Genomic DNA, 22,602 nt, shown 5'->3' with positions numbered 1-22,602 from the left:
TCTGAGGTGTTCCAATGAAAGACGCACGCAAGATCCCTTCTTTAAAGCGTGTTGCTTTAATTGGAACCTGCGTCCCGCGGCATTGCGGCATCGCGACTTTCACCGATGACATGCAACGCGCGCTCACCAGCCACGATCCGAACCTGTCCTGCATGACGGTCGCCGTCACCGATACTGGCGGGAACTATGCCTATCCTGATTTTGTGCCGCTTGAGATCGATCACGGCGATCCTGCATCCTACGCCGTCGCTGCTGATTTCCTGAACGTCGCCGACATCGACGTCGTCTCCCTACAGCACGAGTTCGGGATCTTCGGCGGTGAAGCTGGTGAGTATGTGCTCGAACTGCTGCGAAGGCTACACGCGCCCGTGGTCACGACACTGCACACTGTCCTGGCGGCGCCCAATCCCGCTCAACGCCGGGTCATGGATGAAATTATTGCCCGCTCCGCGCGATTGGTCGCCATGGCGGACAAGGGCCAACAGATACTGCAGGACGTCTATGGCGTTCCGTCCGAGCGGATCAGCGTGATTCCGCACGGCGTTCCTGATCGCCCATTTCTCGACCCGGCGATGGCGCAACACGATCTGGGGCTTGCGGATCGAACATTGCTGATGACTTTCGGTCTGCTCGGGCCCGGCAAAGGAATCGAAACAGCGATCGGCGCAATGCCCGCGCTGGTTCGCGACCACCCCAAGATCCTCTACATGATCGTCGGTGCGACGCATCCGGGTCTCCTCCGTCACGAGGGCGAGCGCTATCGTGCAAGCCTCGTCGCTCTCGCAGGCGAACTGGGGGTGACTGACCACATCCACTTTGTCGACCGATACCTATCACTGGACGAGCTTCTGGACCATCTTGCGGCCTGCGACATCTATTTGTCCCCATATCCGAATGAGGCGCAGATCGTCTCGGGTACGCTGGCCTATGCTGTAGCGTTGGGTAAGGCTGTGGTCTCGACGCCCTTCTGGTATGCGCAGGAACTTCTCGCCGACAATTGCGGCGTCCTGGTCCCGTTCGGCGCACCGAATGCGCTGGCTGGCGCAGTCAGCCAGTTGATAGACGACGATAGATCGCGCAGCGCAATCCGGACGCAGGCTTACGCGCTGGGTAGGACGATGACATGGTCGAATGTCGCGCGACAGTATTTGGAGGTCTTTTCCGACGTAAGGCTTGAAAGACGGTCCCCCAAAGCTGAGGTCATTCCCTTCGCTCCAGGGGGAGCACGAAGGAATGAATTGCCTCCGCTCGCGACGGTGCACCTTGCTGCATTGACCGATAACGTCGGATTGATCCAGCATACTCAGTTTGCAGTTCCCGACCGCAGACACGGATACTGCCTCGACGACAACGCACGCGCGCTGCTGCTCATGGCCGAAATCGCCCGACTGCGACCCCTTTCTCCAGAGGAGGAACGGCTCGCTCTCACCTACGCCGCGTTCGTCGAACATGCTTGGTGTCCCGCCGAAAGTGGAGTCCATAATTTCATGGGTTTCGATCGCGAATGGCTCGATGAACCCGGCGCCGACGATGCCCATGGCCGGGCAGTCTGGGCACTCGGTGCCGTTGCGCGGCACCAAGATCCGCGCCGTCTCGATAGCTGGGCCGCTGCGCGATTGCTCGATTTCGCACCGCCCTTGAACGAGACCTCCTCACCGCGCGCATGGGCATACGGCCTCCTTGGCATCGAAAGTTTTCTGGGACGTTTTCCAGGCCACCGCGGCTTCGAGCGGCTGAGGGACGACCTCGCCGATCGCTTGTTTCAGCGTTGGTCGGACGCTGCTGCTGCGGACTGGAACTGGTTCGAGGATCGGCTAGGCTACGACAACGCCAAGCTATGCGAAGCCCTCCTCGTGACTGGCCATGCGCGATCCAATTCTCGCCATATCCAGGTCGGTCTCGACACACTGCGTTGGTTGATGAAGTTGCAGACCGCCGAGGCGGGCCACTTCCGGCCCATTGGCACCGACACCTTCGGTACCGATCGCCGCCATCCAGAGCCGTTCGATCAGCAGCCGTTAGAAGCGTGTTCGGCCGTCAGCGCTTGCCTTATTGCGGCGAATGTCAGTGGGGATCATCGGTGGAGGCAAGAAGCTCGGCGGGCGTTCAGCTGGTTTCTCGGAGACAATGACCTGCGCATCCCCGTCGCCGATGCCGCTGCGGGAGCGTGCTTTGACGGCCTTCACCCCGATCGGCGCAACGCCAACCAAGGCGCGGAGTCGACGCTTGCCTACCTCGCAGCGCTCACCGACATGCTACTCGCAAACGATCATCAGTTTGTTACGCCGCTAAAACCTGCGGCTGTCGATGCGGGCCATGCCATTCCTGCGCGCCAAGACACCGGCGCGAGCCTACTGCCGGGCACCATGGACGCAAAGGCGATATGAATTCTCGACCTCCTGCATCCATTGCAGGTCTGAGCGGTTTGGGGGTGCCGTCAGGCCGGGTTAGGCAAGCCGGCCTTCAATACCAAGCCAAGCAGGCGCGAGCACAATTCAGAGGTCGCGCAAGTCGCCGTGAAAGCCGCCGTAGCGGAGATTTGTGGCTCATCCGTGCGTCTGCCGGTTTCGTAGCGGCCCACCTTCATCGAAAAAGTCTACCGTACGCCGACGATGATGGCATGTTCAAACTCATGCATGAGATGCTCGTGGGGATCACCACCGCGCCTGCGTTCATCCGCCCGACGCAAACCGTTTCGCCGCGCAATCTGGTCGCGACGCGCTTTGGTTCAGGCGTTGACATATTGGCGCTGGAAGTGGCCGATCCCTTGCGCGGTCAACGCGTCCGGACCGCAGCGTTAGTCAATCAGACGTCATCCACAAGGTCATCCGCAAGCGGCTGTCTCGATTGGCATTTCTGTTTTGACAACAAGGACCTAGTATGACCGAACGTGCAAAGCTCAACTTCTACGATCGCGTGCTTCGCCCCGATCCATCGCGCACCGTCGTCCGGCCGTTCGAGCCGGGCTATCCCAAAGGTTTCGACGCCGGCACGTCCCGCACCCAGGAGACTGTCGACCTGATCGTGGCGCTCGACGAGGCTGAGTTGGCGCGCCAGCTGGAAGGCGTCACCCTGTCACTGGACGAGAATCACCGCGACGTCGATGCGATGCTGCTTCGCCGGTTCGACGAGATCGCCGGCCGGATTGAGGGCGTCGATCGTATCAACGCCGAGCAGCGGCGGTTGATCGGGGCCTACTGCAGCGAAGAATATGCCTATGAGGCTGCGGCCTTGTTCAACCCGAGCGTGGTGCTCCATCCCGACCAGTCTGGTCTCCCTGAGGGCACCATCCGTTTCGTGATGTCGCTGCGAGGCATCGGCGAGGGACATGTGTCGTCGGTGACATTCCGCACGGGCACTTGGACACCGGGCGGCGAACTCGTAGTCGACGATCCCAGCCCCACATCGGTGCCGCCACTCATCGAGACCTGTGCGAAGGGGGGGGACGTGGCAGTGCGCCTGTGTTGCGCGGGCAGTCGAACGATATCGGAGATCGTGCTTTTTCCGGTGCTCCCGAGCCAGCGCCAAGGTATCGAGGATATGCGCCTCGTCCGCTTCTGCGACGATGATGGCAGCATAATCTATCACGGAACTTACACTGCGTTCAGCGGTGCCGAGGTGCTCTCGGAATTGCTGAGCAGCACCGATTTCAAGTCGTTTGATATGCGCGTTCTGACCGGCGAAGCGGCCAGAGGGAAGGGAATGGCACTGTTCCCCCGGCGTATCGCGGGCAATTACGCAATGCTCGGACGCCAGGATAACAAAAACATCTGGCTGCACTATTCTGACGACATACTCCACTGGGAAGGCGGCGCGAAAATCATCGCGCCGCAATTCCCTTGGGAGTTCGTCCAGATGGGCAACTGCGGGTCGCCGATCGAGATCGCCGAAGGCTGGCTAGTCATGGTGCACGGCGTCGGGACGGTGCGCAACTATTGCATTGGCGCATGCCTGCTCGACAAGGATGACCCATCAAAACTGCTTGCGCGGACGCCGCGGCCGGTCCTAGCCCCCAGTCCGCATGAACGGGACGGGTACGTGCCCAACGTCGTCTATAGCTGTGGTTCGATCGTCCAGGGTCGGACGATGCTCCTGCCATATGCGGTAGCTGATAGCTTTACAGCCTTTGCTACGGCCTCAATCGACAACCTGTTAAGTGTCATGGAGTAGGCGGCTTCACCTGATCTCGATCCATTGCACGGCTACGTTGATGCGCGGAGCCTTCCACCGCATCAAATCATTCGTGACAGCTCACTGTTGTTCTCCCCTAAAGGCCGGACAGGTTCTCTCCGATCGAGCGTTCGATAAACTCGCGAAGCGCCCGGTAGGCGAGTGCGCGATGCGAATGCCCGCGATTGCAGTGATCGAGCCAGGCGGGCAGCCGCCCGATGACGCCGGCGACGCCGGGACGCAGGATGACCTGGGCGTAGCCACGCTTGAGCGTGCGGACGAAAGCCCCAGCAATGGCCGTTTCTCTGCGGGCTTTCGACGGGCGTGGTCCGTGTGAGCAAGATGTCGCGGACGAAGCGCCTGGTATCGTGCGCGGTGTAGCAGCTGCATTGTCGGTCGGCCATCCGATGGTGTGCGGCAGCTTGTTCACCCGTTGCCTCGCCCGCAATGTCACGCTTTGATCTGCGTCAATGACGCGACCTGTCGCCACGCCAATCTTCGGCAGGCGCAGCGAGCGTCCTTCGGATGGAGTCGTGCTGTGCACGTGCGTCGAACAAAGGGATCGCGAGGAGGTATATGCCCGGTACAACGGCGTCGGCACAGCCATCGCATGAGGACGGATCGAGGGAAAGACTCGCGATCGACACCATCCGCACGCTGGCGATGGATGCCGTGCAGAAGGCCAATTCGGGCCATCCAGGCACGCCGATGGGGCTCGCGCCGGTGGTCTATACGCTGTGGCGAGACTTCATGCGCTATGATCCGGACACCCCAAATTGGCCGAACCGCGATTGCTTCCTTCTTTCGGTCGGCCACGCCTCGATGCTGCTCTATGCCGTACTGCATCTGGCGGGGGTGAAGGAGATCGATGCTGACGGAAAGCTGACGGGTAAGCCCGCGGTCAGTCTCGACGACATCAAGCAGTTCCGGCAATTGGGATCGAAGACCCCTGGCCATCCCGAGTATCGCATGACCAGCGGGGTCGAAACGACTACCGGCCCGCTCGGTCAGGGTTGTGGCAATTCGGTCGGCATGGCGATTGCCGAGCGTGTGCTCGCCTCCCGCTTCAATCGCGACGGCTTCGACCTATTCGATCACGACATCTATGTGCTGTGCGGCGATGGCGACATGATGGAAGGCGTTTCGGGCGAGGCAGCGTCAGTCGCCGGCCACCTCGCGCTCTCCAACCTGTGCTGGATCTACGACAACAACCACATCTCGATCGAGGGATCGACCAAGCTCGCCTTCACCGAAGATGTCGGCCAGCGGTTCGAGGGCTATGGCTGGAACGTCATCCACGTCGACGACGCGAACGACACCGCCGTCTTCGCGGAGGCACTGAAGACATTCCGCGCGACGGAGGACCGGCCGACCTTCATCGTCGTCAATTCGGTCATCGGCTGGGGCAGCCCCAGGGCCGGCAGCGAGAAGGCGCACGGCGAGCCGCTGGGCGTGGAGAATGTCCGCGCGACCAAGCGAGCCTATGGCTGGCCGGAGGATGCGCAGTTCTTCGTGCCGGATGGCGTGGCGGAGGACTTCAACGCCGCCGTGTCCAGCCGGGGCAAGCCGGCGCGCGAGGCGTGGGAGGCGATGTTCGCCCGCTACCGCGAGAGCTTCCCCGCCGAAGCCGCCGAATTGGCCCTACTGCTCCAGGGCAAGCTGCCGGATGGCTGGGATTCCGACATCCCGAGCTTCCCGGCCGATCCCAAGGGCCTTGCCTCGCGCGACAGCGGTGGCACGGTCCTCAACGCCATCGCCCCGCGTATACCGCTGCTGATCGGCGGCTCGGCCGATCTCGCCCCCTCGACCAAGACGAACCTCACCTTCCAGGGTGCGGGCACCTTTGAGCGAGACGATTATTCCGGCCGCAACATGCATTTCGGCGTGCGCGAACATGCGATGGGATCGATCGCGAACGGCATGGCGCTGCGTTACCTGCGTTCGTACACCGGCACCTTCCTGGTCTTCGCCGATTATATGCGCGCGCCGATCCGGCTGGCGGCGATCATGGAATTGCCGGTGGTGTTCGTTTTCACCCACGACAGCATCGGCGTGGGCGAGGATGGGCCGACCCACCAGCCGATCGAGCATCTGGCAACGCTGCGGGCGATCCCGGGGCTCGACACAATCCGGCCGGGCGATGCCAACGAGGTGGCGATGGCGTGGAAAGTCGCGCTATCACATACCCGCGAACCGACCGCGCTGATTTTCTCCCGCCAGGCGATCCAGACGCTCGACCGCGAGAAATATGCGTCCGCCAACGGGCTGGAGCGGGGCGGCTATATCCTCGCGGATGTGGAGGACGGCGATCCCGACGTGATTTTGATCGGCACCGGCAGCGAGCTGCCGATGGTGGTCGCCGCGCACGAGAAGCTGGTCGCCGAGGGGCTTAAGTCCCGCGTGGTATCGCTGCCGAGCTGGTACCTGTTCGAGAAGCAGGACCATGCCTATCGTGAGACGGTGTTACCCAATGCGGTGCGCGCGCGCCTCGCGGTGGAGCAGGCCGGTTCCATGGGGTGGGATCGCTATGTCGGCCATGATGGCGGCACGATCACGATGAAGACGTTTGGCGCCTCCGCCCCGCTTGCCAAGCTGCAGGAGAAATACGGCTTCAACGTCGACAATATCTGCGCCGTGGCGCGCGACCTGATCGAGAAGAACAGATGACCAGCCGGTTGAAGCAACTCAGCGAAGCGGGTCAGGCCGTCTGGCTCGATTTTGTCGATCGCAAGTTTTTGAGCCAAGGCGGGCTGCGCAAGCTCATCGAGGAGGATGGGCTCACCGGCGTCACCTCCAACCCTTCGATCTTCGAGAAGGCGATGGGCCATGGCGACGCCTATGACGCCGGCTTCACCGAATTCCTCGGCAAGGCCGATGCGAGCGTGGCGGACACCTATGAAAGCCAGGCGATCGCCGACATCAAGGCGGCGGCGGCCGATCTGCGGACGGTCTATGATCGCCTCGAGGGCAAGGACGGCTATGTCAGCCTCGAGGTCTCGCCTTATCTCGCCAACAGCACCGATGCGACGATCGAGGAGGCGGAGCGCCTGTGGGCGGCCGTCGGTGAGCCGAACCTGATGGTGAAGGTGCCTGCCACAAAGGCCGGCATCCCCGCGATCTGCCGACTGATCGCGGAGGGCATCAACATCAACGTCACGCTGCTGTTCTCGCTCGGGGCCTATCAGGCGGTGGCCGAGGCGTATCTGGCGGGGCTCGAGGCGCGGGCGAAGGCGGGCAAGCCGATCGACCGGATCGCCAGCGTCGCCAGCTTCTTCGTCAGCCGCATCGACGCGCAGATTGACAAGGCGATCGACGAGCGGGTGAAGGCGGGCGATGCCGAGGCAGAGGCGCTGAAAGAGCTCCGCGGCAAGGTGGCGATCGCGAACGCCAAGGTCGCCTACGCCTGGTATCAGGAGATGATCGCGTCCGACCGCTGGCACGCGCTCGCCGCCAAGGGCGCGATGCCGCAGCGCCTGCTGTGGGCGTCGACCGGCACGAAGGATCCCGCCTATCCCGACACGCTCTACATCGACACGCTGATCGGGCCGGATACGGTCAACACTATGCCGCCCAAGACGATGGACGCGTTTCGCGACCGCGGCACTCCGCATCAGACGCTGACCGAAGATGTCGAGGCTGCGCGCCACCTGCTGGTGGAGGCCGAGCGGCTGGGGCTTAAGCTGGGCGACGTGACGGCGGGACTGGTGACGAATGGCGTGCGCCTGTTCGCGGACGCGGCGGACTCGCTGCTTGGCGCCGTGGCCGGCAAGCGCGAGGCGTTCCTGGGCAATCAGCAGAACCGCATGACGGCTGCCCTCCCCGAGGGATTGGAAAAGGCGGTCGAGGCGCGGCTGGAGACGGCGCGCGCGGCTGGCTGGGGCCGGCGCTTCTGGCAGGGCGACGCGACGCTGTGGACCGGCAAGGACGAGGCTAAGTGGCTCGGCTGGCTCTCCGCGGCGCACGGGCAGCAGGTCGATCCGGATCAGCTGATGCAGCTGACCGACAAGGCGAAATCGTACAAGGACGCGGTGCTGCTGGGCATGGGCGGATCGAGCCTCGGGCCCGAGGTGCTGTCGCTGATCCTGGGTTGCAAACCCGGTAGTTCGAAGCTGCACGTGCTCGACACGACCGACCCAGGACAGATCGCGACCGTCACCGCGGCGATCGATCCCACGAATACCTTGTTCATCGTCTCGTCGAAGTCGGGCTCGACGATGGAGCCCGAGCTGCTGCGCGCCTTTTTCTGGGATCTGTCGGGCGAGGATGGCGATCGCTTCGTCGCGGTCACCGATCCGGGCTCGAAGTTGGAGACTTCGGCCAAGGCGGACCGTTTCGCGATGATCGTGCCCGGCGATCCGGCGATCGGTGGGCGCTATTCGGTGCTGTCGGCGTTCGGGATGGTGCCGGCGGCGGTGATGGGAATTGACACCCACGCTTTCTTCGAGTCGACCGCGGCGATGGTGTTTGCCTGCGGGGCCGATGTGCCGCCCGCCCTCAACCCGGGCTTCCGGCTGGGCGCGATCATCGGCGAGGCGGCGGTGGCGGGGCGCGACAAGCTCACTATTCTGCCGTCCAAGGGCCTGGAGCCGTTCGGCGCGTGGCTGGAGCAGTTGCTGGCAGAATCGACCGGTAAGCGGGGCAAGGGCGTCGTGCCGGTGGACCTGGAACCGGTCGGCGCTCCGGCAAGCTACGGGAGCGACCGGCTGTTCGTCCATTTCCACCTGGAAGGCGACAGCGACGCAGGCCTGGAAGCGCAGTTGAAGGCGCTAAGCGATGCCGGACAGCCGCTGGTGACCATTTATGTGGCTAGCCGGGAACTGATCGGGCAGGAATTCTTCCGCTGGGAGATAGCCACCGCGATCGCGGGGGCGGTGATCGGCGTCGATCCGTTCGACCAGCCGGACGTGGAGGATGCCAAGATCGCCACGCGCAAGCTGGTGGATGCCTATGAGGCGTCGGGCGCGCTGGAGCCCGAGACCGCCGCGGCGGAGGATAATGACTTCGCCATCTTTACCGCAGACGACAGCGGCTTTGGTTCAGCCCAACCGGCAGCGCTGCTGCGGATGCACTTCGCAGGCCTGGCGCCTGGCGATTATGCCGGGTTCCTTGGCTATGTGGAGCGCGACGAGACGAACGCGGCGGCAATCGCGGCGATGCGGGTAGCGGTACGCGATGCCAAGGCGGTGGCGACGGTCGCGGGCTTCGGGCCGCGCTTCCTCCATTCGACGGGGCAGGCCTATAAAGGCGGCCCGGCGAGCGGCGCGTTTCTGACGATTACGCGCGATCCCGATCCCGATCTCGCGATTCCTGGCAGGAAGGCCAGCTTCGGCACCGTCCAGATCGCGCAGGCGCGCGGCGACATGGACGTTCTGGCCGCGCGCGGCCGGCGCGTTCTGCGCGTCCACCTGAAGAAGGGCGGCGGCGGAATGGAAGCCTTGCGCGCGGCGGTCGTCGCGGCAGCCCAGAATTAAGGATACAGCGCATGCGTCTCGCGATGATCGGCCTGGGCAGGATGGGAGCCAATATAGCGCGCCGGCTGATGCGCGGCGGTCACGAGATCGTCGCCTTCGATCGGAACGCTCCGGCGGTGGAAAAGCTGGCGAGCGAAGGCGCAACCGCCGCCGCCTCGCTTGAGGAGGTCGCCGACAAGCTCGAGAGCCCGCGAATCTTCTGGGTTATGCTGCCGGCGGGGCCGCCTACGGAGAGCACGATCGCGACACTGATGGGCTTGGCCGCTCCAGGCGACATCATCATCGACGGCGGCAACAGCTTTTACAAGGACGACATCCGCCGGGCGAAGCTGTGCGCGATGAAAGGACTCCACTATGTCGATGTGGGCACCTCAGGCGGTGTGTGGGGCCTCGAGCGCGGCTATTGCATGATGATCGGCGGCGATGTCGCGACTCTCGACAGCCTTGATCCCCTCTTCGAGGCACTGGCACCAGGCCAGGGCACGATCCCACGCACGCCGGAGCGCGGCGACCCCAACGAGGACCCACGCGCCGAAAAAGGCTATATACACACCGGTCCCGCGGGTTCGGGCCACTTCGTCAAGATGGTCCACAACGGCATCGAATATGGCCTGATGCAGGCCTATGCTGAGGGGTTCGACATCCTGAAGGGCAAATCCTCCTACAAACTACCGGAAGACGAGCGCTTCGATCTCAACCTCACCGACATCGCCGAAGTCTGGCGCCGCGGTAGCGTCATTTCATCCTGGCTGCTCGACTTGTCGGCCGCGGCGCTCGCGAAAGACCAGATGCTTGAGCAATTCTCCGGCCAAGTCGCGGATTCGGGCGAGGGTCACTGGACGATTGAGGCGGCAATGGAGGAAGCGGTCCCCGCCTACGTCCTCTCCGCGGCGCTGTTCGCGCGCTACCGCAGCCGGGTCGACACGACCTTCGGCGACAAGCTCCTCTCGGCGATGCGGTTCGGCTTCGGCGGACATGTCGAGGTGCCACAATGAGCAATGCTCCGGCTGCACCCCCTGCAACCTTCGTCATCTTCGGGGCACGAGGGGACCTCACCCGCCGGTTGCTGGTACCCGCGCTCGTCAACCTCGTCCGGGCCGGGTTGCTCGCCGATGACATGACGCTTCTCGGCATCAGCCATCACGACGGCGACGACGAACATCTGCGCCAGGCGCTCGACGATTTCGTGGAGGACGATGCCGCTTGGCGGAAGCTCCGCGACCGTATCCGCTATCTGAAAGGCGATTTCGCCGACACCGCCACGTACCAGGCGCTCGGCACCCAACTCACCGGCAACGCGGTCTTCTACCTCGCCACCGCACCGAACTTCTTCGGGACCGTCGTCGATCAGCTCGGCGAAGCGGGGCTGCTCAACGAGACTAATGGCTTCCGCCGCATCGTGATCGAAAAGCCGTTCGGCACCGACCTTGCCTCGGCGCATGCGCTCAACAGCCGGATCCTGGCCCGAGCGAGCGAGGATCAGATCTACCGGATCGATCATTTCCTGGGAAAGGAGACCGTGCAGAACATCATGGTCGCACGCTTCGGCAACACCATGATCGAAGCCGTCTGGAACAACCGCTACGTCGATCATGTCCAGATCACCGCCGCCGAGGCAGTGACTGTCGGTACGCGCGGCAAATTCTACGACGGCACCGGCGCATTGCGCGACATGGTGCCCAATCACCTCTTTCAGCTGCTGGCGATGATCGGGATGGAGCCGCCGATCAGCTTCGATGCCGAGGCAATCCGTATCGAGAAGGGGAAGGTCATCGCCGCGATCCGTCCGATCGATCCGGCAGAGGCAATTCGCGGCCGCTATGCAGCCGGCAGCGTAGCCGGCGTGGCAGTACCCGCTTACCTCGCCGAACCGGACGTCGATCCCGCCAGCCGCACCGAGACCTTCGCCGCGCTCAAGGTGCACGTGGAGACCTGGCGATGGTCGGGCGTGCCTTTTTATCTACGCACCGGTAAGGCGATGCCGACACGCGATACCGAGATCGTGGTCCAGTTCCGTGACGTGCCACTGGCGCTGTTCCGAGAGACGGTGGTGGATCGACTGCCCCCCAACCGCCTCGTCATGCAAATCCAACCGGATGAGGGCATCAGCCTTGAGTTTGTGGTCAAGCGGCCGGGGCCCGTCGTGAACACCGCGCCCGTCACCATGGACTTCCGCTACAAGGACCATTTCGAGGTCGGCCACCAGACTGGTTATGAGACCTTGCTCTACGACGTGCTAACCGGCGACCAGACGCTGTTCCAGCGGGCCGGCGAGATCGAAGGTGGCTGGCGCGCGGTGCAGCCGCTCCTCGATGTGTGGGCTCAGGGCACTCCGGAGGAATATGCTGCGGGCAGCGCCGGCCCCGAAAGTGCGGACGCGCTGATGCACCGCTCGCACCGACGCTGGCATCGCCTCGGATGAGCGGGCGCATCCGGCTACTCGTGTCCGATATCGACGGCACGCTCGTCCGCCGCGACAAGAGCCTCTCCGAAGGCGTGATCTCAGCGTTCAGGCGAGTCAAGGCGGCCGGCATAGAGGTGAGCCTTATCAGCGCCCGCCCGCCCAGCGGCATGCTGTGGATCGCGGAACGGCTGGAGCTCGCTGGCGTCATCGGCGCATTCAATGGAGGCACGATCGTCCAGCCCGACGGGACTGTCGTCTCGGCCGACCGGCTCGAGCCCGAATGCGCCGCGCGGGCGCTTGCGCTGCTGGATCACCCGGCCGTCACGCCGTGGTTGTTCGCAGGCGGCCTCTGGTATGCCCGCGCAACCGACAACGAGTATGTTCCGCGCGAGCGACGCGCGGCCAACATCGAGCCAATCATCAGGGGCGACTTCGCTGGACTGCTCGCCCAACCCGACAAGATCGTCGGCGTCAGCGACGATCATGCACTGCTCGCCCGACTTGACGGAGAGATCGCGGCGGCACTCGGGCGGGACGCGACCGTCGGACGTTCCCAGCCCTACTATCTCGACATCACCGCCCCCCGCGCCAACAAGGGCGATGGCGTCGCCGCACTAGCTGCCGCGATCGGCGTGCCGCTCGCCAACGTCGCCGTGCTCGGCGATGAGCGCAATGACCTGCCAATGTTCGCGCGCGCAGGTCTCTCGATTGCAATGGGACAGGGTCCCGATGCCGTCCGGGCCGCCGCTGACCGGGTAACTCGGTCGAACGAGGAGGACGGCGTTGCCCATGCGATAGACGAGATCATCCTGCCGGAAGCGGCTCCATGAGCGAGGCGATTTCAACGATCCGCCGGACGACGGCATCATGAGTGGAGCTTGCCGATGAAGCGACTTATCGCTTTCGACTTGGACGGCACCCTGGCCGAGAGCAAACAGCCGATCGACCAAGCGACGGCCGAGTTGCTTGCCGAGCTTCTCGATCTCCTCCGCGTTGCGGTGATCTCCGGGGGCGACTGGCCACAGTTCGAGACACAAGTCGTGTCGCGGCTGCCCAGGAAAGCCAACCTCCGTCAGCTGTTCATCATGCCGACCACGGGTACCAAGCTCTACCGTTTCGATGAGGGCTGGCAGGTCGTGTACGCCGACGTCTTCTCGCAAGAAGAGCGCAGCCGCATCCTCGATGCGTTAACCAGGGCAGCCGACGAGAGTGGGCTCCGCGAGACCCAGATATGGGGCGAACGAGTGGAGGATCGCGGCAGCCAGATCACGTTTTCCGGGCTCGGGCAGCTCGCTCCCCTCGACGCAAAGACCGCGTGGGATCCAGACTTCGCCAAGCGCAAACGCCTCCAGGCGGCCCTCCGAACGACGCTCCACGATCTCTCGGTCAACATTGGCGGATCAACCTCGATCGACATCACTCGTCATGGCATCGACAAAGCTTACGGAATGCGCAAGCTAGCCAAGCATGCCGGCGTTCCCTTCGCCGAAATGCTCTTCCTCGGCGACGCGATCTACCCGGGGGGCAACGACAACCCTGTTCGTGAGGCGGGGATTGATACGATCGCAGTCCGGGACGTCGCCGAGACCAGGACCGCGATCTCGGCGATCATCGCTTGCCTGAGGCCTTCACAGGCAAATGGTCGAGGGGATCCAGTGCCCTGAACAAAGGCTTCCCGAACAAGCGCACCGAGATTCTATCCGACCGGCGGACGAAGCCGCGAGACAACAGCAATGGAGCTCATCATGTCGAAGGCTGATTTTGTGACCCGCCTGCCTGTGTTGCTTCGGTCCGATCCAGCGCGCGTGGTCATTCGGCCTTACACCCCAGCGGCGGATCCGAAGGGGTTCGACCAGGGAGATCGTCCGCGCGCACAACGCATCGCAGATCGGGTGCTTGCGCTCGATGAAGCCGAGTTGCGCGAAGAATTGCGACGCCTCCTGACCGACTTCTCAGGTCGTCACCGGGACGTGGAGTCAGTCTTCCTTCGGCGGTTTCAAGAGGTGAACGGATTGATTATATGCAAATGCGAAGTCAGCCGCGACCGCGCAATCTTGATTGGGGCTTACTTCAGCAATGAATATTCCTACGAGGCCGCGGCTTTGTTCAACCCGAGCATTGTCCCTCACCCCGACCAGTCCGGCGTCGCAGCCGATGCCATCCGCTTCGTTCTTTCGCTGCGAGCGGTCGGCGAAGGACATGTTTCATCGGTCGCCTTCCGCACGGGCGTGTGCGGAGCGAACGGTGTCGTCGCGATCGATCCCTCCAGTCCAAGGCCGGTCGTGCTGCAGATGGAAAACATGCCCGGCGACGGGACGAGCGAGCCGGGCGTGCGTATCATCTGCGATGGGAGTCATGATCTGTCGGAAATCGTATTGTTTCCAATGACGCCCAGCCAGCGCAACGGCATCGAAGACCTCCGTCTCGTTCGTTTTGTCGATGATGACGGGAGCGCAACTTACCTCGGCACTTACACCGCTTTCAATGGTCAAGCGATCCGACAGGAGTTGCTCCGCACCACTGATTTTAGAACCTTCGAACTCAAAGCCCTCCACGGAGACGCCACGAGCAGCAAGGGGATGGCGCTGTTCCCGCGTCGTATCGACGGGCAATACGCAATACTCGGTCGGCAGGACAACGAGAACATCTTGTTCCTGACGTCGGACGATCTATACGACTGGAACGGCGGCGTGAAAACGGTCTCGCCGCGCTGGCCTTGGGAATTCGTTCAGATCGGCAATTGCGGGTCGCCCATCGAGATCGATGAGGGCTGGCTGCTGATCACGCATGGCGTCGGTTCAGTGCGAAACTATTGCATCGGGGCATGCCTCCTGGACCGCAACGATCCGTCGAAACTGCTGGCGCGCGTGACTCAACCGCTGCTCCGATCAGATGCCGAAGAACGCGAAGGCTATGTTCCGAACGTGGCTTACAGTTGCGGCGCGATGGTCCACAATCGCGTGCTGGTGCTGCCCTATGCCGTTGCCGACAGCTTCACCACCTTCGCGACGGTGCCACTCGACCAGCTTCTGGCGGCGATGGCGTAGGAAACATCTTGGGAGCCTGACGGAGTGACGGAGTAGGGTGACCGGGAATAAATGTGGCAAACATGCTGCTTCCTCCCGGCGCATGCTTAGCTCGCAGGTAGCCGCCCTCGCTTTCCAATGAGGCTTTGGTGATGCACGAGGTCGAGTGGCTGGAATTCGACGACCGAGCCGCAATGGTGTGGCAGGTCGTCAACGATGTTGAGATCGCGGTAGAATGCGCGGTCGACGCGCGCGGGTGCGCGTTGCTTGCAGTGCCGGGCGGCAAGACGCCAGTGCCGATATTCCGCGCGTTGGCCGCTCGCTCACTGAACTGGCCGAAGGTCATGCTGCTGCCGACTGATGAAAGGTTGGTCGCGGAGGATGATCCGCTCAGCAATGCCGGCTTGATTCGCGCTCATTTCGGCACCACGGGCGCTACCATAATGCCGCTGTGCGAGCGCGTGGATATCGACCCAGGGGCGGCGGGCCGCGCCGCGGATCGGCGCCTGCGGGTGCTGCAATGGCCATTCGACCTTGTCTGGCTCGGGATGGGTGAGGATGGCCATACCGCCTCGATCCTGCCGGGGCCGGATTTTGAGGCGGCGTTGAGCGCTCCGTTATCACGCCGCGCCTGCGGCGTCGTTCCCGACCCACCACCAAAGGAGGCACCGGTCGCGCGCGTTACCCTCACTCGAGCGGCGCTTGTGGCGACACGGACGCTGATGTTGACGATCAGCGGTGACAAGAACCGCGCGGTTGCGAGGCAGGCAATCGAAGACGGCCCGCGGTCAGCAACCGCGATTGGGCGCGTGCTGGCCGAGTGCAGCGCACCGATTAAAGTCGTTTGGTGCAAGTGAAGCGCGTACCGTCCGGGGATTTCCTGCGTTGGCGATGATGTTCGCTGTGATCGGCCTCGTAGTGGGCGTTAGGATATCTTGTGCGACCGAGCCCAATGACCGGCAAGTCGGCTGAAAACAAAGGAACGAAAGTGATGATGAAACCTACTCACCATAATCGGCGGTCATTCATTTCTGGTAGTGTTGCGCTTGCGGCGGCGGGGACGGTCATTTCCGCCGCCGAGGCGCAGCAAAGCAGGGGGATGGCGAGTATGAAACGGGGAATGACGTTATCGGACTGTGTACAGGATTGTCTCGAATCACATAAGATGTGCCTGGAAACTGCCCGTTACTGCATGGACAAAGGCGGAAAACACGTTAGCACCAAGCATCTTTCACTCCTGCTTGACTGCGCGGAGATATGCCAGACGACAGCTAACTCTTTATTGCGGCGCTCTTCGCAGCATGCAGTGATTTGCGAGGCCTGCGCTCGGGTTTGCGAAGCCTGCGCGCGCGACTGCGACAGCTTTGCCGCAGACGCTCAGATGCGACAGTGTGCTTTAACCTGTCGGACATGTGCCCAAAGCTGTCGCGATATGGTCGGGATGGCCATCTGACGCGGACTTTTTTTGGTAGCGGCGGGCCCGAAGAATGCGCCGCATCTCTGTGCGGCGTGGCAGATCTTCCCGGCTGAGAGCTCTCGAGCGGAACGGACGATGACGGCTGCATCATCTCGCGCGGGGTCATTGGTTCGGAGCGCCCCTCCCATTTCCCTCACCTCAGCTTTTGACCCGAATCAAAACACCGGCCTTGGCTCGGGACTATAGTCGAAGCGCGACAGGGGCCTCGGAGGTAGATGATGCTGGTTTCCGATCAGCCGATATGCCGTTAGACACAGGAGACGATGATGTTTACCGAGCTTCTGCAGCTCGCCGCCGACAAGAAGCTGATCGTGGGCATGTGCGTCTATCCTCCAGGAGCTTCCGGGTATCACGTGCAAATCTGGACCGGCCCTAGCATGGGTGAGCGTACAGAATGGTGGGAGCGATTTCCGTGCGATATTCCGCACCGGGAGGCGCTTGATCGAGTCGCCGGAATCGCCGGGCGCGCCCTGGCACAAACGTGGCGCCGTGAGGCAGCCTCGAGTGCATTTTTCCAGCCCGCGCCTCGCCATGACCTGATCGAGCCGAACGTGAACCAGGCGGCAGACGAACCCGACAGGCGACGCCTCCGCATCCTGCACGGAGAGAGCGTCGGGAACCCTACGACTCCCCAGTGATGCACGAATGGATCGCGTGGTCATAGGTTCGCGACTACTGGGCGTCGCGTGACGAAGGAACCCGCTTCATGGCCGCCATCCGCCTGACCACCAAGCGAGTCGAGAAACCCTGGGGGCGGACCAACCTGTGGCCGGGCTTCGGCAGCGTGGCGCCAGGCGGTGAGCCCGTCGGAGAGATTTGGTTCGAGGCACCCGGCGATCCCGAGCTGCTCATAAAATATCTATTCACCAGCGAGAAGCTGTCGATCCAGGTTCACCCCGACGACACGGTGGCGCAGGCGCACGGCTATCCGCGCGGAAAGGACGAGGCGTGGGTGGTACTCGCCGCGGAGCCGCGTGCAACAATCGCGATTGGCACGGTGGCCCCAATGACCCAGGACGAACTTCGCCGCGCCGCGCTTGATGGCACGATCGAGAAGCTCGTCGACTGGAAGGCGGTCAAGGCGGGCGACGTCTATTATTCGCCCGCGCGCACCGTCCATGCGATCGGGCCGGGGCTGACGCTGGTCGAGGTGCAGCAGAATGTCGACCTGACATACCGCCTCTACGATTATGGCCGGCCGCGAGAGCTGCATCTCGACGAAGGCGTCGCAGCGAGCAATCCCGTCCCGTACGTCGCACCGTATGTAGCCAAGGAGGTCGCGCCAGGTCGTACCATCCTCTCCGATCGCGCTGCCTTCGTGCTCGAGCGTTGGACGCGCTCGGGCGAGGCGACGCTTGCCAGTGACGGTCGGCCGATCTGGCTAGTGCCGCTCCAGGGCGGCGGCGCGATCGACAACGACGGCTTCGAGGCGTGCGGGGTGTGGCTCGCCGAGGGTGAAACCACGCTCCGCGTGGATCCAGGCACCGAACTGCTCGTCGTCTATCCCGGCGTGGGCGTGATCGACCGACTATGGGAGCCCGACGTGTGACATCCACCCTCCTCGCGGTTCAGCCGCGGTGACGGAGCCACTCTGGCGCCCGAGCAACAACGAGCGGCACAGCCAGGTGCCGAACTTCGTCTATAGTCTCAGGATACAGGCGCCTGATCGGGCTGACGGCGTACTACCGAAATGCCTTGATCACCGCGTTGAGGTTTACCATCGCCGACTTATCGTGATGTATTATTGATGGAATCACCGCATCGATCCCAAGCAGTTGATAAACCGCCATTTGCGCGACCCTCACAGAGTATTCGACGGTGAAGACTACATCTTCGGGTATTTCGACGAATTGACTGACGAAGGCGAGGTTCTTCGAGTTCTTTGGGACCGGCAGCGGACGGTCTTCGCTCGCACGCGGCATGAACATGCTGGTGATATAGGGCATTCGGCAAGGAATGCAGTTCGCCGTTTCGAATACCGTCAGGTCGAGGTTGAGGTGACCAGAAAGCTCGATCAATATCTCCTGACCGGTGCACTCCGACATTGGCTTCGCTACAAAGTCGCCCACCCGGTCGGGGTGCAACGCATAGCCCCAGAAAACGCGGGTCCCGGCAGGCTGGTCGGGGAAATGCGGTTGATGTGCCAGCACTACCGACATGAACCAATTGGAGTCCTTGAACGTAACGAGGCCGCCCGTGCCTGCCTCGTTGCCCGTAAAAGCCTGCATATGATCGAAGAAGGCGGTATTCTGCTGGGTGACAGTGAACGACAGCCAGTAGGACTCAGGGATCGAGGAATTAAACACGGCAGGATTGCCAAACTCGGGCCGCCCCTCGGCTAACTTCTCCCACAGAGCCCACCCGGCGCTGTCATCCTTCGTCAGACGTTCGGGTGCTCGTGTCATCGATCCAAGGCTAGACGCGTCCGTCATCGAGCCGTTCTGAAAAAAGACAAGGTCGTCATCGCCGACGTTGACGGATCCGTTTCCACCAGCGTCGCTTATCTCGATGCTCGTGACTGCTATCTTTCCGTTCATTGTCGACAGACCAAAGTCTGTTACCCGACAGTCGTTGACGAAATGAACACCCCTCTCCCTCAGCCAGCTCGCCAGTGGCCGAACCAATGAGTCGTACTGGTTGTAGATCGTGCGCTTCACGCCCGCGAGCGTTTCGATGCGTGAGAATTCTTTCATGAAGCGATGCAGGTAGCGTTTAAATTCGACCGCGCTATGCCAAGGCTGAAAAGCAAAAGTCGTCGCCCACATATACCAGAACTTGGTCTCGAAGAACGTTGGCGACAGCCACTCGGTAATTCGACTTGAGCCCAGCGTTTCCTCGCTTGCCCCGGCGAGCTTCAGCAACTCGACGCGATCCTTCATTGAAAAACCCATCGCGGTGACGTCGAGGATGGCGCAGTTGCGGTCCACGAGGCGCGCTTTGGAATGCGATTTCACACGCTCGTTGAACGCGACCGTCTCCTCAAACACAGTCCTGCCAGGCTGTTCGAGCGAGGGGATCGTCTTGAACAAGCCCCAGGTACATTCATAATTGTCCGTTGTCAGCATCCGCCCTCCCCGCATCGAATAGCCCTCCGCCGGGTTGCCGGCGCCATCCAGACTCCCGCCCAGGACCGGCAGGGTCTCATAGACAGTGATGTTCTTGCCCCGCATGCCGCCATCGCGGATCATGAAGGCTGCTGCCGCCAGGGAGCCGATGCCTCCACCAACTAAGTGCGCTCTTCTGTCGTTTGCCATTTTGTTCTCCGGCGGACACCGCGTGCTTCCCTTGCGAATGTAGAGGAATCCCGTCCCTTAGCCGTTGACTCAGGTCAAAGGCTGACGTTCCGGAGCTCGGGTTTAGGTGGGGATGAAGCGCCCGCGAGCGGATGGCGCGCTGCCAAACGCTAGCGCCTACCACGCGCTCGACATTGTTCTTGAGTATGGCAGGCGGTGTGTCGAACCATATCAGGCAAATCAGGAAGAACCCTGCGGCCCCCACGATCACCGCAACCTCACGAGCGACATCTCGGGTAGTCCGCTGCTCGAGCAGTCTCGCCTTGAGCCTTGAGCAGCCGACGCTACGCAGCACACTTCGACGGGCGGTTCAATCGCCTGCGTCGGACGCAGCCCGGTAAGGCCAACTCCACTCGCGAATCCCGGGCATGTCCTCACCATAGGCCGTTATATATTGTTTGTGCTCGATCAGCCGGTCGCGAAACGCTTGCTTGGCGTGCGCGGTGGTGTCGGCAAGGCCCGGCACACGGTCGATCACATCCATTGCCAGATGGAACCGATCAAGATCGTTGCGCACGACCATGTCGAACGGTGTTGTGGTCGTCCCCTCCTCCTTGAAGCCGCGGACATGAAGATTGGCGTGGTTGGCTCGCCGGTAGGTCAGCCGGTGAATGAGGTACGGATAGCCATGGAAGGCAAAGACGATCGGCTTGTTTCGAGTGAACAGGCTGTCGAAGTCGTTGTCACTGAGGCCGTGTGGATGTTCGCTTCTTGGCTGAAGCGTCATCAAGTCGACGACGTTCACCACCCGGATCTTCAGTTCGGGAATGTGCTGACGAAGGAGGTCGACGGCCGCAAGCGTCTCGAGCGTCGGCACGTCGCCGGCGCAAGCCATGACGACATCCGGCTCCCTGCCGTCGCGATCGGTGCCCGCCCAGTCCCATATGCCCACCCCCGCAGCGCAATGCGTCTCCGCCTCGTCGGCGGTCAGCCATTGAGGTGCCGGTTGCTTGCCGGCCACGATCACGTTGATCCGGTCGTGGGTGCCCAGGCAGTGGTCAGCCACGCGCAGCAGGCAGTTGGCATCCGGTGGCAGATATACCCTGACCACATCGGCCTTTTTATTGACAACCAGATCGATGAAACCCGGATCCTGATGGCTGAAGCCGTTGTGGTCCTGCCGCCAGACATGACTGGTCAGCAGATAGTTGAACGAGGCGATCGGCCGACGCCAGTCCAGTCCGCGCGAGACCTTCAGCCATTTGGCATGCTGGTTGAACATCGAGTCGACGATGTGGACGAACGCCTCGTAGCAGTTGAACAGTCCGTGCCGTCCGGTCAGCAGATAGCCTTCAAGCCAGCCCTGGCAGAGATGCTCGGACAGTATTTCCATGACCCGCCCGCCGCGGGCAAGGTGCTCGTCATAAGGCTCGATCCGCTGCATCCAGGCGCGGTCGGTCACCTCGAACACCGCGTCCAGGCGGTTCGACGCGGTCTCGTCTGGTCCCATGACACGGAAGTTGCGGGCGTCCGCATTCAGTCGGAGCACGTCGGCGAGATACTTGCCCAGTTCCCGCGTCGCCTCGCCGATCGCGCCGCCGGATCTCGGGACCGCCACCGCATGGTCGCGCCAGTCGGGGCGCCTGAGTGCGCGACGCAGCCGGCCGCCATTGGCATAAGGTGTGGATCCCATCCGCTTGTCACCGGCGGGAGCCAGCGCGCGTAGCTCGGGCAAAAGCCGGCCGGCCGCATCAAACAGCTCCTCGGGACGATAGCTTTGCATCCATTCCTCGAGCAGCCGGCGGTGGGCGGCATTCTCCCGCGCCTCGGCGATCGGCACTTGATGCGCCCGCCAGAAGCCTTCGACCCTCTTGCCGTCGACGTCCTTGGGACCAGTCCAGCCCTTCGGACTGCGCAACACGATCATGGGCCAACCGATCGTGCCAGGAGCCTCCCCGGCGCGGGCGGCGTGCTGAATTTCCGCGATCCGGTCGAAGACGCGGTCCAACGTCGCCGCCATCTGCCGGTGCATGTCCATCGGATCGCTGCCCTCAACGAAGAAGGGCTCGTGACCATAGCCCTCGAGGAGCTGGCGCAGTACCGTGTCGTCCGACCGCCCCAGAATGGTGGGACCTGCGATTTTGTAGCCGTTAAGGTGCAGAATCGGCAGCACCACGCCGTCATGCACAGGATCGAGGAACTTGTTGCTGTGCCAGGAAGCGGCGAGCGGGCCGGTCTCGGCCTCACCGTCGCCGATCACGCAGGCGACCACCAAACCGGGATTGTCGAATGCCGCGCCATAGGCGTGGACGAGCGCATAGCCGAGCTCCCCACCCTCGTGGATGGAGCCCGGGGTTTCTGGCGCGGCGTGGCTCGGGATGCCGCCGGGGAAGGAGAATTGACGGAAGAGCTGACGCATGCCCTCCTCGTCGTCGCTGATCGCCGGATAGATCTCGCTGTAGGTACCTTCGAGCCAGGTGTTGGCGACCATTCCCGGCCCGCCATGACCCGGCCCACAAACGTAGAGGAGATCGGTATCGCGGGCGCGGATGATGCGGTTGAGATGGGCGTAGATGAAGTTCAGCCCCGGCGTCGTCCCCCAATGGCCGAGCAACCGCGGCTTGACGTGTTCGGGCGTCAGCGGCGCTCGAAGGAGCGGGTTGTCGAGCAGGTAAATCTGCCCGACAGAGAGATAATTCGCCGCGCGCCAATAACGGTCGATCAGCATCGCCTGCGTGTCCGAGAGACCGCTTATCGCCGGACTATTGTCTGCATGATCGGTCAAGCTCAATCTCCTCGACGTGAACAGCTTGTGCCCGAC

At 62.7% G+C, this 22,602-nt stretch carries 16 protein-coding genes; 13 read left to right on the top strand and 3 right to left on the bottom strand.

Going from position 1 to position 22,602, the window contains the following annotated elements; translation table 11 throughout:
* The first annotated feature begins 14 nt into the window (after positions 1-14).
* The 3 genes from LQ220_RS05370 (at position 15) to LQ220_RS05360 (ending at position 4,170) form a co-directional block, all read left to right on the top strand.
* Entirely contained in the window at positions 15-2,387 is a 2,373-nt protein-coding gene (locus LQ220_RS05370; protein ID WP_230187293.1) for a glycosyltransferase family 4 protein, read from the top strand.
* 233 nt (positions 2,388-2,620) lie between these two features.
* The gene (locus tag LQ220_RS05365) at positions 2,621-2,884 is read left to right on the top strand and encodes a hypothetical protein (RefSeq protein WP_230187292.1); all 264 of its coding nucleotides are present in this window, start codon (positions 2,621-2,623) and stop codon (positions 2,882-2,884) included.
* Positions 2,881-4,170 carry a glycoside hydrolase family 130 protein gene (locus LQ220_RS05360; RefSeq protein WP_230187291.1) on the top strand — a complete coding sequence of 430 codons (1,290 nt, stop codon included), beginning with the start codon at positions 2,881-2,883 and terminating at the stop codon, positions 4,168-4,170. Before LQ220_RS05365 ends, LQ220_RS05360 begins: the two co-directional genes overlap by 4 nt.
* A 97-nt stretch (positions 4,171-4,267) precedes the next feature.
* Here the strand turns inward: LQ220_RS05360 and LQ220_RS05355 are convergent, their stop codons facing one another.
* Positions 4,268-4,714: a hypothetical protein gene (locus LQ220_RS05355; RefSeq protein WP_230187290.1), complete on the bottom strand. Its 447-nt coding sequence runs from the start codon at positions 4,712-4,714 to the stop codon at positions 4,268-4,270.
* A 32-nt stretch (positions 4,715-4,746) separates the two neighbouring features.
* Here LQ220_RS05355 and tkt point away from each other — a divergent pair, with 32 nt between their 5' ends.
* The 10 genes from tkt (at position 4,747) to LQ220_RS05305 (ending at position 18,097) form a co-directional block, all read left to right on the top strand.
* A complete protein-coding gene (gene tkt / locus LQ220_RS05350) occupies positions 4,747-6,837 on the top strand; it encodes a transketolase (protein WP_230187289.1) in 2,091 nt (696 codons plus the stop codon).
* A complete protein-coding gene (locus LQ220_RS05345; RefSeq protein ID WP_230187288.1) occupies positions 6,834-9,641 on the top strand; it encodes a bifunctional transaldolase/phosoglucose isomerase in 2,808 nt (935 codons plus the stop codon). Before tkt ends, LQ220_RS05345 begins: the two co-directional genes overlap by 4 nt.
* Before the next feature lie 11 nt (positions 9,642-9,652).
* The gene (gene gnd, locus LQ220_RS05340) at positions 9,653-10,636 is read left to right on the top strand and encodes a phosphogluconate dehydrogenase (NAD(+)-dependent, decarboxylating) (RefSeq protein ID WP_230187287.1); all 984 of its coding nucleotides are present in this window, start codon (positions 9,653-9,655) and stop codon (positions 10,634-10,636) included.
* Entirely contained in the window at positions 10,633-12,063 is a 1,431-nt protein-coding gene (zwf, locus tag LQ220_RS05335; RefSeq protein ID WP_230187286.1) for a glucose-6-phosphate dehydrogenase, read from the top strand. Before gnd ends, zwf begins: the two co-directional genes overlap by 4 nt.
* On the top strand, positions 12,060-12,875 hold the full coding sequence (locus LQ220_RS05330; protein WP_230187285.1) for a Cof-type HAD-IIB family hydrolase: 816 nt from the start codon (positions 12,060-12,062) through the stop codon (positions 12,873-12,875). The genes zwf and LQ220_RS05330 overlap by 4 nt, the downstream gene beginning before the upstream one ends.
* Positions 12,876-12,929: 54 nt before the next feature.
* Complete coding sequence (locus LQ220_RS05325; RefSeq protein ID WP_230187284.1) at positions 12,930-13,709, top strand: HAD-IIB family hydrolase; 780 nt, start codon at positions 12,930-12,932, stop codon at positions 13,707-13,709.
* Positions 13,710-13,790: 81 nt separating this feature from the next.
* Positions 13,791-15,092: a glycoside hydrolase family 130 protein gene (locus LQ220_RS05320; protein WP_084718454.1), complete on the top strand. Its 1,302-nt coding sequence runs from the start codon at positions 13,791-13,793 to the stop codon at positions 15,090-15,092.
* A 131-nt stretch (positions 15,093-15,223) separates the two neighbouring features.
* Positions 15,224-15,928, top strand: a complete 705-nt coding sequence (gene pgl / locus LQ220_RS05315; RefSeq protein ID WP_230187283.1) for a 6-phosphogluconolactonase — start codon at positions 15,224-15,226, stop codon at positions 15,926-15,928.
* Between the two features lie 883 nt (positions 15,929-16,811).
* On the top strand, positions 16,812-17,186 hold the full coding sequence (locus tag LQ220_RS05310; protein ID WP_230187282.1) for a hypothetical protein: 375 nt from the start codon (positions 16,812-16,814) through the stop codon (positions 17,184-17,186).
* A gap of 68 nt (positions 17,187-17,254) precedes the next feature.
* Positions 17,255-18,097, top strand: coding sequence for a class I mannose-6-phosphate isomerase (locus LQ220_RS05305; RefSeq protein WP_230187281.1), 843 nt, complete (start codon positions 17,255-17,257; stop codon positions 18,095-18,097).
* A gap of 133 nt (positions 18,098-18,230) precedes the next feature.
* Here LQ220_RS05305 and LQ220_RS05300 read toward each other — a convergent pair whose 3' ends face one another.
* Together LQ220_RS05300 and LQ220_RS05295 are read right to left on the bottom strand one after the other, a co-directional pair.
* Positions 18,231-19,802 carry an oleate hydratase gene (locus tag LQ220_RS05300; RefSeq protein WP_230187280.1) on the bottom strand — a complete coding sequence of 524 codons (1,572 nt, stop codon included), beginning with the start codon at positions 19,800-19,802 and terminating at the stop codon, positions 18,231-18,233.
* A gap of 349 nt (positions 19,803-20,151) precedes the next feature.
* Positions 20,152-22,566, bottom strand: a complete 2,415-nt coding sequence (locus LQ220_RS05295) for a phosphoketolase family protein (protein ID WP_354957104.1) — start codon at positions 22,564-22,566, stop codon at positions 20,152-20,154.
* Positions 22,567-22,602: the final 36 nt, after the last annotated feature.

Origin of the sequence: Sphingobium sp. CECT 9361 (assembly GCF_918741285.1) — a bacterium.
Lineage (GTDB): Bacteria > Pseudomonadota > Alphaproteobacteria > Sphingomonadales > Sphingomonadaceae > Sphingobium.
The sequence above is the reverse complement of the archived record's forward strand: the minus strand, read 5'-3'. Positions and strand labels throughout refer to the sequence as shown.

What these genes read in the sequence shown, in the direction of transcription:
- LQ220_RS05370 (WP_230187293.1), top strand. Translation starts at nt 15, where the DNA reads ATGAAAGACGCACGCAAGATCCCTTCTTTAAAGCGTGTTGCTTTAATT.
- LQ220_RS05365 (WP_230187292.1), top strand. Translation starts at nt 2,621, where the DNA reads ATGTTCAAACTCATGCATGAGATGCTCGTGGGGATCACCACCGCGCCT.
- LQ220_RS05360 (WP_230187291.1), top strand. Translation starts at nt 2,881, where the DNA reads ATGACCGAACGTGCAAAGCTCAACTTCTACGATCGCGTGCTTCGCCCC.
- tkt (WP_230187289.1), top strand. Translation starts at nt 4,747, where the DNA reads ATGCCCGGTACAACGGCGTCGGCACAGCCATCGCATGAGGACGGATCG.
- LQ220_RS05345 (WP_230187288.1), top strand. Translation starts at nt 6,834, where the DNA reads ATGACCAGCCGGTTGAAGCAACTCAGCGAAGCGGGTCAGGCCGTCTGG.
- gnd (WP_230187287.1), top strand. Translation starts at nt 9,653, where the DNA reads ATGCGTCTCGCGATGATCGGCCTGGGCAGGATGGGAGCCAATATAGCG.
- zwf (WP_230187286.1), top strand. Translation starts at nt 10,633, where the DNA reads ATGAGCAATGCTCCGGCTGCACCCCCTGCAACCTTCGTCATCTTCGGG.
- LQ220_RS05330 (WP_230187285.1), top strand. Translation starts at nt 12,060, where the DNA reads ATGAGCGGGCGCATCCGGCTACTCGTGTCCGATATCGACGGCACGCTC.
- LQ220_RS05325 (WP_230187284.1), top strand. Translation starts at nt 12,930, where the DNA reads ATGAAGCGACTTATCGCTTTCGACTTGGACGGCACCCTGGCCGAGAGC.
- LQ220_RS05320 (WP_084718454.1), top strand. Translation starts at nt 13,791, where the DNA reads ATGTCGAAGGCTGATTTTGTGACCCGCCTGCCTGTGTTGCTTCGGTCC.
- pgl (WP_230187283.1), top strand. Translation starts at nt 15,224, where the DNA reads ATGCACGAGGTCGAGTGGCTGGAATTCGACGACCGAGCCGCAATGGTG.
- LQ220_RS05310 (WP_230187282.1), top strand. Translation starts at nt 16,812, where the DNA reads ATGATGTTTACCGAGCTTCTGCAGCTCGCCGCCGACAAGAAGCTGATC.
- LQ220_RS05305 (WP_230187281.1), top strand. Translation starts at nt 17,255, where the DNA reads ATGGCCGCCATCCGCCTGACCACCAAGCGAGTCGAGAAACCCTGGGGG.
- LQ220_RS05300 (WP_230187280.1), bottom strand. Translation starts at nt 19,802, where the DNA reads ATGGCAAACGACAGAAGAGCGCACTTAGTTGGTGGAGGCATCGGCTCC.